This window comes from Catalinimonas locisalis, assembly GCF_038039535.1.
In the GTDB taxonomy this organism is placed as follows: Bacteria; Bacteroidota; Bacteroidia; order Cytophagales; family Cyclobacteriaceae; genus Catalinimonas.
Genome location: NZ_JBBPHP010000016.1, coordinates 119,493 through 131,345, shown reverse-complemented (window position 1 = coordinate 131,345; position 11,853 = coordinate 119,493). Strand labels below are relative to the sequence as shown.

At 45.8% G+C, this 11,853-nt stretch carries 10 protein-coding genes; 7 read left to right on the top strand and 3 right to left on the bottom strand.

What is annotated here, in order from left to right; all coding sequences use genetic code 11:
- The 4 genes from WJR50_RS19035 to WJR50_RS19020 all read left to right on the top strand — a co-directional run.
- Positions 1-291, top strand: a 291-nt coding sequence (locus WJR50_RS19035; RefSeq protein ID WP_341294900.1) for a helix-turn-helix domain-containing protein, incomplete at its 5' end; no start/stop codon positions are given.
- A gap of 57 nt (positions 292-348) precedes the next feature.
- On the top strand, positions 349-1,254 hold the full coding sequence (locus tag WJR50_RS19030; RefSeq protein WP_341294899.1) for a hypothetical protein: 906 nt from the start codon (positions 349-351) through the stop codon (positions 1,252-1,254).
- A gap of 110 nt (positions 1,255-1,364) precedes the next feature.
- Entirely contained in the window at positions 1,365-2,888 is a 1,524-nt protein-coding gene (locus WJR50_RS19025) for an APC family permease (protein ID WP_341294898.1), read from the top strand.
- Positions 2,889-4,334 (top strand): aldo/keto reductase, encoded by a 1,446-nt coding sequence (locus tag WJR50_RS19020; RefSeq protein WP_341294897.1) that lies wholly within the window; start codon positions 2,889-2,891, stop codon positions 4,332-4,334.
- 45 nt (positions 4,335-4,379) lie between these two features.
- Here the strand turns inward: WJR50_RS19020 and WJR50_RS19015 are convergent, their stop codons facing one another.
- The 3 genes from WJR50_RS19015 to WJR50_RS19005 form a co-directional block, all read right to left on the bottom strand.
- Complete coding sequence (locus WJR50_RS19015; RefSeq protein ID WP_341294896.1) at positions 4,380-4,568, bottom strand: hypothetical protein; 189 nt, start codon at positions 4,566-4,568, stop codon at positions 4,380-4,382.
- Between the two features lie 30 nt (positions 4,569-4,598).
- Complete coding sequence (locus tag WJR50_RS19010; protein ID WP_341294895.1) at positions 4,599-4,775, bottom strand: hypothetical protein; 177 nt, start codon at positions 4,773-4,775, stop codon at positions 4,599-4,601.
- Positions 4,776-4,958: 183 nt separating this feature from the next.
- Complete coding sequence (locus WJR50_RS19005; protein WP_341294894.1) at positions 4,959-5,975, bottom strand: pirin family protein; 1,017 nt, start codon at positions 5,973-5,975, stop codon at positions 4,959-4,961.
- A 69-nt stretch (positions 5,976-6,044) separates the two neighbouring features.
- Between WJR50_RS19005 and WJR50_RS19000 the strand changes: the two genes are divergently transcribed.
- From WJR50_RS19000 to WJR50_RS18990, 3 genes are all read left to right on the top strand, one after another.
- Complete coding sequence (locus WJR50_RS19000) at positions 6,045-6,671, top strand: hypothetical protein (RefSeq protein ID WP_341294893.1); 627 nt, start codon at positions 6,045-6,047, stop codon at positions 6,669-6,671.
- 96 nt (positions 6,672-6,767) lie between these two features.
- Entirely contained in the window at positions 6,768-9,905 is a 3,138-nt protein-coding gene (locus WJR50_RS18995) for a hypothetical protein (protein WP_341294892.1), read from the top strand.
- Between the two features lie 201 nt (positions 9,906-10,106).
- Complete coding sequence (locus WJR50_RS18990) at positions 10,107-11,789, top strand: DUF885 family protein (protein ID WP_341294891.1); 1,683 nt, start codon at positions 10,107-10,109, stop codon at positions 11,787-11,789.
- The last annotated feature ends 64 nt before the right edge of the window (positions 11,790-11,853 follow it).

Sequence of the window (11,853 nt, the reverse complement as noted above, 5' to 3'; positions counted from 1 at the left end):
GAGGAGCATATGGCAGATTTTACTTTCGGCGTTGAAAGCTTGGGTAAAGCCTTGGGCATGAGCAGGGTACAACTCTATCGTAAGCTCAAAGCCCTGAGCAATCAGTCTCCGGGTGACTTTATCCGGATGATGCGCCTGAAAAGAGCAGCAGAATTGCTGACCCAGGATTCAGGCAGCATTGCAGAAGTAGCTTATGCAGTTGGATTCAACGATCCTTCTTATTTCACCAAGAGTTTCCACAAGCAATACGGACAGACGCCTTCCGAATATGTAGCTAATGTGGTTTCGTAGTTTTAAAAACTCTTCTAAAACTTTCTCTTTTATCGAGTTCATCCACTATTTTATGCTATGCAAAAGCCTAAAATAGTTTATGTCAGCCTCCAGGTTTTGATTGCTCTCATCCATTTAAATTTTCTGTATGCTCAGGATAATATCAGGATAGAAGAAGGCCACCATGAGGAACGACCCCACTTTATCATACACACACCATTGGCCACTTATTATTACGACAAAGCAGGGGGAGGCTTCTCCCGTATGATGGATCAGGAGGGAAATGACTGGATAAGCTTTAAGAAAGAACCCTGGAATGAATACCCTGCCTCAGCGGCTTCTTCTTATCGTGGTCTGCCCAATCTGGTTTTCCGATCGGAAGATGATGGTGCCGGGCATCCTGGTTTTGATCAGTGTATAAGCTTTAAAAAAAGAAATGATCAGATTGTGACGGAAAGTAAGAGTGGGAAGTGGAGATGGCGCTGGACTTTTTATAAAGATCATGCAGTTTTACAGATTGAGAAAATAGATCCGCAGCAGCCCTATTGGTTTTTGTATGAAGGTACACCGGGAGGTAAGTATGCTCCTCAGCATTATTATTTCGGCTATGATTCAAAAGACTCCACCCTGATCGGGCCTACAATCCAACTTCCCGATTTATCTAAGGGTACAGCAAGCTTCGGGCAGTATCGCTGGATGTATACCGGTCATCAGCAGGTAGAAGGGGTGTTATACATGTTACAATTAAAAGCAGATGGGCATACAGATTTAATAAGTTATATGGGCAACAGTGACCAAGGGGTGAATAGTAAAGATGGAATGACAGTATTTGGCTTTGGCAGAGGACCGCAGACCCAGGCTTTACTCACAGAGCCACAATCTTTTGTCATTGGCTTTTACTCTCATAGTATTCAGAATCAGGAGGAGTATGAACAGCTAGCAAAGGAGCTGAACCAACTGATTCAAAAGTATACAAAACATTAAATGCCCTTTCTTTCAAGTCTTCACTCGGGCGCATTTGTAATGTGTCCGCATTTAGCACTACGTTTCAATTTTTTATTCAATCAATTCAGCTAATAGCAATATTGCACGAAATGTTGCATTTTCGCACCTCTATGATCAATACTTCCCAACAAATAACTACACAAAGTGGATTGCTAAGAAGGATGGGACTGCTGGGCCTGGCCGCTACAGGAATTTGCTCCATGCTAGGGGCATCTATCAATGTAGTGCCTTTTATGATCCAGCGGAATGTTCCGGGCATCGGCCCTTATGTGCTTCCTGCTTTTCTTTTTGCCGCTGTCCCCGCCATCTTTGCGGCTTTTTCCTATAGCATTCTGGCCTCAGCTATGCCCCGTGCCGGAGGAAGTTATATCTATGCCAGCCGGGGATTGAATCCCTACTTAGGCTTCGTTGCCAGCTTCTCTCAGTGGTTCGGCTTATCCATCGTCATCGGAGTGGTCTCCTATGTCATTATTCCTTTTATCCGAGATATCGCCCTGAGTCTGGAATGGACAGAGACCGCTACTTTATTGGACAGAGGATGGATAAGGGTAAGTCTTGCTTTGCTGCTGCTGTGGATTTTTGTTGGGGTAAATATCAGAGGCGCACGTTCTTACGAGCGCACCTTAATTCCTCTCATGTTCCTGATGTTTGGACTGGGAGCGATCGTCATCATAGCAGGCTTCTCATTTGATCAGCAGGATTTTACCACCGGACTCTTAGCCAAAGAAGGACGAGTGCATGAAGCAATACCGTCATCTGGATTTAACCTCAGCACATTTCTGGCGGCTTCTGCTCTTCTGTTTTCCAGCTTTATCGGTTTTGATTCCATTGCCCAGGCAGGGGGTGAGGCCAAAAATCCATCGCGCACCTTGCCATTGGCAATCGCTTTGGCGATCACGGTGGTAGGAAGTTTTTACTTCCTCTTCACAGCAGCAGTTTATCACACGGTGCCCTGGTCTTTTGTAGCTGAAGAAGCGATGCAGAAAGACATTACCGCCCCGGGTATGCTAAGCTATGTACTTCCTTCCAGCCTGGCGGTAGCCATAGTAGCGGGAGCAGCCATCGCCCTGATCAACGACCTGCCGGCCATGCTGCTTTCAGTATCCCGCCTGATGTTTGCCTGGGCAGAAGATGGTATTTTCCCCAAAAAAGTAGCTAAAGTACATCCCCGCTGGCATACACCTCATATTGCACTTTTTGTAAGTGGTATCATGGCCAGTATTGGTATTTTGGGCAGCCATTTTGCCGGGGACTTCTTCTTAGGCATAGACATTATGGTCACTTCCATGATGGTGAATTTTCTGCTGATGTGCATTACACTACTGCGCCTTCCTCACGTCAATCCTGATTTGGCTGGGGAAATTACGGTCATCCGAAAACGGAGTATGCAGCGATTTTTAGGATGGACAGGTACGCTGATGTTGTCGGCTTTTCTGATCATCCATACTTGGAAAGATATGAACAGTGAAGCGGAGGCCTGGTATTTTCATTCTACTCCCATCTGGCTTATTGTGATGAGCTTGGCTTCCATCATATTTTTCGTAAAATTAGCGTCACTAAAAAAGCAGGGATTAAACACCCGGCAATTATTTACCAAGCTTCCTCCCGAATAAATGCAAAGATACTGCGAACTCGCTCCCGACCTGAAAATCTCCCGCGTGCTGACCGGCCTGTGGCAAATAGCCGATATGGAAAAAGACGGAACTACGCTTGATCCTGAGGAAACTGCTAAAGCTATGCAACCCTATGTAGAAGCAGGCTTCACTACTTTTGATATGGCTGATCATTATGGGTCGGCGGAGATTATCAGCGGTACTTTTAAAAAGCAGCAAGCAACAGGTGAGCAAGTACAACTCCTGACCAAGTGGGTACCCAAGCCAGGGCCTACTACTAAGGAGGACGTGCGGGAGGCGGTACAAAAAGCCATGAGCCGGATGCAGTTGGAAACGATTGACCTCATGCAGTTTCATGCCTGGAACTATGCCGACCCCAACTGGTTGGACTGTCTGTACTGCTTGCAGGAGCTAAAAGGAGAAGGCCTGATTCGCCATATCGGTCTGACCAATTTTGATGCTGCTCATTTGAGAATAGCGGTGAGCAGCGGTATTGAAATTGTGTCCAATCAGGTGTGTTACTCGCTCATAGACCAGCGGGCTGCACAAAGCATGACAGAGGTTTGTGAGCAGTATGACGTAAAACTATTAGCTTTTGGCACTGTAGCAGGTGGTTTTCTATCGGAGAAGTGGCTGGACAAGCCCGAACCTAAGATGGAAGAACTGAAGACCTGGTCACAAATGAAGTATAAGCGATTCGTAAATGCTGCCGGTGGCTGGAAGAAATTTCAGCATTTGCTCAAAGTGGTAAATCAGGTAGCAGAGAAACACCAGGCTTCCATCGCCAATATCAGCAGTAATTTTATGCTGAATCAACCAGCGGTAGGCGGTATTATTCTGGGTGCTCGTCTGGGTAAAAGTGAGCACATCGCGGAGAACCAGCGTATTTTTGATATCCAGCTGGATACGGAAGATTTGCAGTCAATTCAGGAAGCACAATCGGCACTCTCTCCTATTCCCGGCGGCTGTGGAGATGAGTATCGTAAACCTCCTTTTCTTACTGCTTCCGGCGACCTGAGCGATCATCTGGAAAGTATTCCTGCTCCATTTGAAGCGGTAGATGGGCATCAGGGAAGAAAGAAAATATTTAGTGGTACGGTTTGGGAAGATATGGCAGGCTATTGCAGGGCAGTGCGTAGTGGTGACCGTATTCTCGTTTCAGGCACTACTGCTACCCATGGTAGTCGTATGATTGGTGGAAAAGACGCGGCAGCGCAAGCCCACTTTGTAATTGACAAAATTCAGGGAGCTATAGAATCTTTAGGTGGTAGCTTAGAAGATGTAGACCGCACCAGAATATTTGTAAATGATATCAACGATTGGGAAGCAGTGGCGCGGGCACACGGAGAACGTTTCAAAGATATTCAGCCGGCTAATACATTGGTACAGGCCAAATTGGTAGGCGAAGGTTATCTGGTGGAAATAGAAGCCGAAGCGAAAAGGTAACATGACTTTGCCAAAGTTTTGAGCTTTGGCAAAGTTGATAGCAAATTAACTCACCATTGATACCGATTTATTGGCTAACCTTTTATTCTTGTTATTAGCCCACTCTTTTAACTGTCGTGCTTCACTTTCAGAAAGCTTTCTGAGGGCTTTTCTGTACTCTCGTTCGTACAACTCTTTACTGAAGCTTACCTTTTCCAGTATGAGTTTGCTGTAAGTCAACATACAAGTTTTCATCGGTAATCAAATTTTGGTTTATTGAATAAGCTATATAGAAAAAGGACGTCGGAAGGGTAAGCTCCATCGTCGTATTCTGCCGACTGACATATCCGCAAGGGTGTTTGTTTGTCTATATCTTTTCATGGCTATTGGCTGTAAAGGTGCCAGCGCTTTTTCTTCCTGCTTTCCGTCTAATATATGGTGAACAAAAGGTGATAAAATCATAGCTTTATTATTTAATTTGATAGTAATACTATCTTTTACGATAATAACACTTTTGTTGTTGCATGTTTGGTTTATTTAGTTTAATAAAAGTGAAATAATCCTAAGTACTGGAGAGAAGTATAGATAAAAAAATCCCAGAGTTTGGACCCTGGGAATATTTAATAAATAAAGGAAGCAAGTATGTTACTTTTCCACCACCTTTCCATCGGCATACTTGGCGAAGCGCCCTTGGTTGCGGGCATGTACGTGCTCATGGGAAGGCCAGGGCCATCCGCCAAACTGTGTGCGCTGAAACTCCTGCATGATTTGCTGTACTTCCGCATTGCTGTTGGTTACAAAAGGGCCATACTGCACTACCGGCTCATTGATTGGTTTTCCCTGCAATAAAAGCAGATGACCTTCTGTATCGCCATTTTTCAGGCTCACCTCCTGATCGGCCTGTAGCTTAATAGATTTGTAGGAAGAAACTTCCTGCCCATCTACCTCAATGGTACTGCCTTTGAAGAAATAAAGCGTACGGTTCACCGCACTTTTGGCAGCCGGTAATGTCCATTGGGCATTTGCTTCCATACGGATATTCCAGATCGCTACCTCATTTTCAGGATCAGCGGCCCAGGAGTCTGGTGCTGGTGGAGGAGCCTGTAAGTCGCCAATTTTACCGGCAACTATGGCTACGCTGGTTTCTCTTCCTTCTTCGTCTTTCGCTTTATACTTAGGAATGGTATCTCCCCAGAGCATTGCAAAGTGAGGGTCGGCTTTCTTCTTGGCTTTGGGTAAATTGAGCCAGATCTGGAAAAGTTCCAGCGGATTATCTTCATCTTCTTTTAACAAAGGAAACATTTCTGAGTGCTGCACGCCTTTTCCGGCGGTCATCCACTGCACATCCCCATCGCCAAAACGACCAGCGGCTCCTAGTGAGTCAGAGTGGTCAATCAGGCCCTGACGAACGATAGTCACAGTTTCAAAGCCTACATGCGGGTGGGCTGGAAAGCCGGGAACTTTAGAACCATGATACATGCTCCAGCCATCTTTACCATTAAAATCCTGACCAATATTTCTACCTGCCAGTGAGGCAGAAGGACCCATGTCTTTATTTCCGCGGGGGTAAGCATCTTCATGATGCACACAAAACAAAAAAGGGTCGCTGGTTTCCCAGGGAAAGCCCAGCTTCTTGATATCTATTACTGCTGATTTACTCATTTTCATAAGTTTTATTTGAGTATAATTTTTGTCACTACGCTGTTGAAGACAACTTACATATCGTCAAAGATGCAACAGCATGAAATTCCGCTTCTTCCAGGAGATTATTACCATGTGTACAACCGTGGCATAAACGGTGAAACTATATTTCTCAAAGAAGAAAACTACAGATTCTTTCTTGAGAAGTACGCTTTATTTATTGATCCAGTTGCAGAAACTTTTGCGTACTGCCTGCTAGGGAATCATTTTCATCTTCTGATAAGAGTACGTGCTCAAGAGAGCTTAGAAGAGTATATACTTACAGAAAAACTTAAGGTCAACCTTGGTCTCCATAGTATGGATAAAGTAGTAAGCCGTCAGTTTGCCCGTTTTTTTAGTTGTTATACGCAAAGCTTCAATAAGGTATATGGTAGAACAGGCACCCTCTTTGAAAAACCATTTCACAGAAAAAGAGTAGATAGTGAGCTATATTTTACCCGACTGATTTATTATATACATGCAAACCCCGTGTTGCATGGATTTGTTAATGACCTCGCTGCTTATCCTCATTCTTCTTTTTTAAGTTTTACTGATGAGCGAAAAACACGCTTGGAGAGAGATGCCGTTTTAAGTTGGTTTGGAGGAAAGCAGGCATATCAAGATTTTCATCAGCAAAACCTTTCCCTCAATAAAATCCAGGAATGGATGATTGAATAGATTTTGGTCTTATATTTAACCTTTCACCTTTGCCAAAGTTGCGAACTTTGGCAAAGGTGAAAGATGAACTAAAGATTAAAAATAAGACCTATACTAATGTCTCTTAAACCTTACTATGTATTACTAATTCTGTTTCTGTTTGTTAGCCTAAGCCTTACCCACGCCCAAACCTTTCGACCCGAATATTTCAAAAACCTCAATATCCGCAACGTCGGGCCGGCCAATATGAGCGGGAGAATTACCGCTATTGATGCGGTAGTAGATCATCCTACTAAAGTTATTTATGTGGGGGCTGCTTCCGGCGGGGTATGGAAATCTGAGAATGGAGGCACGGCCTGGAAAAGTATTTTTGACGATCAGCCGACCATGAACATAGGTGCCATAGCGGTGCAGCAGGACAATCCCGCTGTAGTTTGGGTAGGGACTGGTGAAGGCAATCCCCGCAACTCCATGAACCTGGGCCAGGGCTTATTCAAAAGTATGGATGGTGGAGAAAGCTGGCAATCTAGGGGATTAAAAGAATCTAAAACCATCCATCGTATCCTCATTGACCCTAATGATGGCAACATAGTCTATGTAGGCGTGATGGGTGATCCTTTTACGCCTGGTGAACATAGAGGGGTTTACAAAACGACTGATGGTGGAGAAAGCTGGGAGAAAATTCTCTATACCAATGAGCAGTCGGGTGTGGCGGATATGGTGATGGACCCTGAAAATCCCAACAAAATATTCGCGGCTATGTACGAGCATAGGCGAACTCCCTACAGCTTCACTTCCGGCGGCCCCGGCTCTGGTCTATATGTGACTTATGATGGAGGCAAAAACTGGCAGCAACTGGGTGAAGAAAACGGTCTGCCTGCCGGAGAACTGGGGCGTATCGGTATCGCTGTTGCTCCCAGCAATCCTGAGAGAGTATATGCCAAAGTAGAAGCTGAGAAAAATGCCCTCTATCGCAGTAATGATGGAGGAAAGCATTGGGAAATGATCAATGATAACCCCCGCTATACCAACAACCGCCCTTTCTACTTCCAGGACTTAGCGGTAGATCCGCAGGACCAGAACCGGCTGTACAATATTTATCAGCCCCTCACATTAAGTTATGACGGAGGTCAAAGTTTTGACTCCATTCCTATGATTCCTGCCGATGAGACCAAAGGCATACACGCCGATTTTCATGCTTTCTGGGTAGATCCTAACAATCCTACTTTTTTTATCATTGGTGGTGATGGGGGGCTGGGCATCACCCACGATCATGGGAAGAGCTGGTATTTTCCCGAGACCATTCCGGTGGCACAGTTTTACCATATCAATGTGGACAATGATATGCCCTATAATGTGTATGGCGGCATGCAGGACAATGGCAACTGGTCGGGGCCAGGTTATGTGTGGAAAAGAGGAGGCATACGCACGCTCTACTGGCAGTATCTGGTGGGAGGTGATGGGTTTTATATTTCACCCGACTCGGCCAATTCTCGTTTTGGCTATGGTACGGCTCAGAATGGCGATCTTTTCCGCTACGATAAGCTTACGGGGTATTACCAGAGTATCAAGCCGCAGGCTACCGACTTGGATACTCGCCTTCGCTTCAACTGGAATGCTGGTTTTGCACGGGACCCCTGGAATCAGGATGCCGCCTATTATGGCAGCCAGTTTGTGCACAAAACTACTGACAAGGGCGCCAATTGGGAAATTATCTCTCCCGATCTCACCACTAATAATCCTGAAGAGCAAAAGCAGGACTATGGGGGGCTAACGATAGATGCTTCAGGGGCGGAGTTTTACAATGCTATTCTGACGATCGCTCCCAGTCCGTTGGAGAAGGAAATCGTCTGGGTAGGCACTGATGATGGGCAGGTACAACTGACACAGGATGGCGGACAAAGCTGGCAAAACCTAACTGCCAATGTAAAAGGTATGCCGGAAGGTAGCTGGATTGCCCAGATCAAAGCTTCAACTCATGATGCCGCCACCGCCTGGATGGTCGTTAATGATTATCGCCGGGGCGATTATGCGCCCTATCTTTTTCGTACCACTAATTATGGTAAAAGCTGGGAACGTATGGTAGATGGTAGTGATGTGAAAGGCTATGCGCTGGCAGTGATACAGGACCCGGTAGAGCCTAAGCTGGTTTTTCTGGGTACGGAGAACGGTTTATGGATCAGTATGGATGAAGGGAATAACTGGACACAATTTGAGAATGGCTTCCCGGCAGTCTCTACCATGGACCTGGCCATACAGGAAAGAGAATCTGCTCTGATCGTAGGTACATTCGGGCGGGCGATCTGGATCATAGACGATCTGCTGAGCCTGCGGGAAGCAGCTGCTGGAAATCTGAATGATCAATTGACTGCCCTGCCGCTGAATGAGGTGGTGCAGGTGAAAGGCTTGTTCATTGCCCCTCCCGGCAATATCTGGACGGGCTTTCATACAACTTTTGAAGGAGAGAACAGGGTTTTCCAGAAGGTGAAAATTCCTTTCTACATCGCTGAGCAACCCACTGCCGATAGGGAAGTCAAAGCGGAAATCTATGATGCACAGGGAAATCTTATTCAGACCGTTAGTAGAACGGAACTGGATTTGGGACTAAATTACATCACCTGGAAACTGGATGAGCAGGCGGCACAGCTTCCGGGCGCTTATGTGACTGATGAGAGCAGAGATATTCCTGTGTTGCCGGGCACTTATCAGGCAGTAATTACGTATGATGGTACCCAAGATACTACTGAAGTGGAGGTCATTCCTGACCCTCGGTTTGGCGATCAGTCGGAAGTAGATGCCGCGCACTATGCTCTGCTGAAGCGCCTGGACAAAAGCACAAGTCAACTGAGCTCTGCTTTAAATAAAATTACTGAAAGTGAAAAAACAGTTAGTCAAATTGAGTCCCAGCTAAAAACCCTGAATTATGCTGAAGCTGATACTTTAGTCAAGCTTTCTCAGCAGATCAAAGATGAATTGCGACACTTGAGTGAGCAGGCCCGAGGTAAGCGACCGGAGAAGCAGGTGGGCGCCTGGCAATCTTTTGAAACTACGGCTTACTCCAGTGTGTCTGATGCACAATATGCGCTGATGGGACGACTACATAAACCTTCGGAACAGGATAAGGCGCTAGTGGCACAGGCTGAAAAACTGGTAGACGAATTTCAGCAAGCAGTAGATGACTTTTACGCGAATGCCTGGCAAAATTACCGTCAGCAAGTAGAAGAGTCCGACATCAGCTGGTTTGACAATGAATAGTTAAACAGCTAGTTTTTGTGCGTTGGCTTGAATATCCGGCGGGCGTGTGATTGGTATGTGTGGTGAAGCGTTCGGAGATTTCCGGCCTGGATGGCTAGACTTTTTTGGCGGCAGCCGCGCTGTTACTTTTTGTCATTGCCACAAAAAGTAACAAAGCAAATAAGCGTTGAAAATTGATAATCTTATTACAAGCATGAAAATATGACATTAGTCCGAATCCTTATCCTAACCCTCCTTCCCCTCTTTGCATTCGCCAATGACGATTTGCAAAGCTTTGGGGAAACTTTTTTTGCCTGGCGTGCCAAAATGCAGCCTGCCAGCGGCGACGATATTAACCGGGTGGAGCGACCTAAGGGCTGGGTGCCCGATTATTCACCGGAAGCCCTGCAGCAATACCATCAGGATTATGAGCGATTTCGTAATGCGCTGGATGCGATTGACCAAAGTGGCTGGAATAAGTCAGACAGTGTGGATTTTTTGCTGTTGCACTCCGCAGTAGAGCGAATCAATTGGGAACTGAACGTACTGCGCCTCCCCTACCGCAATCCTGACTTCTATGTGCATCAGACCCTGGGAGTTTTGTTTGAACTCTTGGTTTTACATACAGAAATGGATGATGCCCGCCTGGAAGAGATAATTCTCCGCCTCCAATCTATTCCCACTACGCTTGAATATGCACATACTAATCTGACCGAGCCTTTTGCCGGAGGAGCGGTGATCGCCTTAAATAATCTGGAAGGTATTGATCAAAAGATGCGGCAGATGAATGAGGCGCTTCAGCAGGTGGCTGATAAATCTTACCACAAAAAACTGGACAAGGCTACTCAAGCTGCTACTGAAGCCTTGGTTGCCTACGCTGACTGGCTGGAAAAAGAGATGCCGGAGATGGCCCAATCCTTTGAGGTCGGCAGAGAAAATTATAACTACTTTCTGAAGAACATTGCGCTCATACCTTTTACGCCCGAAGAACTGCTGACTATGGGAGCGATGGAATGGAGCCGTTCGGTAGCTTTTGATGTGTTTGAGCAGATGCGCAATGTGGATGAACCTGCCCCCACACTTTTTGAGAATGCCCAGGCACAGATTACCAAAGAAGCAGAGCAGGAGCAGGAAATCAGGGATTTTATGGAAGAGATGAATATCATGAGCGTGCCTGAGGATGTGAATCACTACCTCAATAAAGAACTCACCCCCTATCTGGCTCCTCTTGCCCATATGGGCGTTACAGACGACCTTACCTCAGAATCGCGGCTGGATATTGATGGCGTAAGCTATATCCGTGATCCTTCCTGGGATCTGCCTTATTTCTACAAAGCCATAGCGCAGGACCCTCGCCCTATCATCATTCATGAGGGTGTGCCCGGCCATTATTTTCAATTGGTACGTTCGTGGAAGAATGATAACCCTATCCGCCGCCGCTTCTTTGACTCCGGCCCTATTGAGGGAATTGGTTTCTATGTAGAGGAAATGTTATTGCAGTTTGGTTTACTGGATGACCGACCACGCACCCGGGAAATCATGTACAGCTTTATGCGGCTGCGTGCCCTGCGGGTAGATATAGATGTGAATCTGGCAGTAGGTAATTATGATATTCCTGAAGCCGCCAATTATCTGGAAACCATTGTACCGATGGATAGGGAAACAGCGGTAGAAGAAGCAGGTTTCTTCAGCCTCACCCCGGGACAGGCAATTTCTTATCAGATAGGCAAAATACAGATCATGAAGTTTCTGGCTGATGCCAAAATACAGCAGGGAGACAACTTCAGCTTACGCAATTTCCATGACTTCCTGATGGTCAATGGCAACGTACCTATTGCTTTGCAGCGCTATGAATACCTGGGGAAAGCAGATGAATTTAAGGAGCTATGGCCGAATGATAATTGATTAATTGTGAATATCTCATGATTTATTTATCTTATACTTAATAATTTACTTTAAGTAGGGTAAA

What these genes read in the sequence shown, in the direction of transcription:
- WJR50_RS19030 (WP_341294899.1), top strand. Translation starts at nt 349, where the DNA reads ATGCAAAAGCCTAAAATAGTTTATGTCAGCCTCCAGGTTTTGATTGCT.
- WJR50_RS19025 (WP_341294898.1), top strand. Translation starts at nt 1,365, where the DNA reads ATGTTGCATTTTCGCACCTCTATGATCAATACTTCCCAACAAATAACT.
- WJR50_RS19020 (WP_341294897.1), top strand. Translation starts at nt 2,889, where the DNA reads ATGCAAAGATACTGCGAACTCGCTCCCGACCTGAAAATCTCCCGCGTG.
- WJR50_RS19015 (WP_341294896.1), bottom strand. Translation starts at nt 4,568, where the DNA reads ATGAAAACTTGTATGTTGACTTACAGCAAACTCATACTGGAAAAGGTA.
- WJR50_RS19010 (WP_341294895.1), bottom strand. Translation starts at nt 4,775, where the DNA reads ATGATTTTATCACCTTTTGTTCACCATATATTAGACGGAAAGCAGGAA.
- WJR50_RS19005 (WP_341294894.1), bottom strand. Translation starts at nt 5,975, where the DNA reads ATGAGTAAATCAGCAGTAATAGATATCAAGAAGCTGGGCTTTCCCTGG.
- WJR50_RS19000 (WP_341294893.1), top strand. Translation starts at nt 6,045, where the DNA reads ATGCAACAGCATGAAATTCCGCTTCTTCCAGGAGATTATTACCATGTG.
- WJR50_RS18995 (WP_341294892.1), top strand. Translation starts at nt 6,768, where the DNA reads ATGTCTCTTAAACCTTACTATGTATTACTAATTCTGTTTCTGTTTGTT.
- WJR50_RS18990 (WP_341294891.1), top strand. Translation starts at nt 10,107, where the DNA reads ATGACATTAGTCCGAATCCTTATCCTAACCCTCCTTCCCCTCTTTGCA.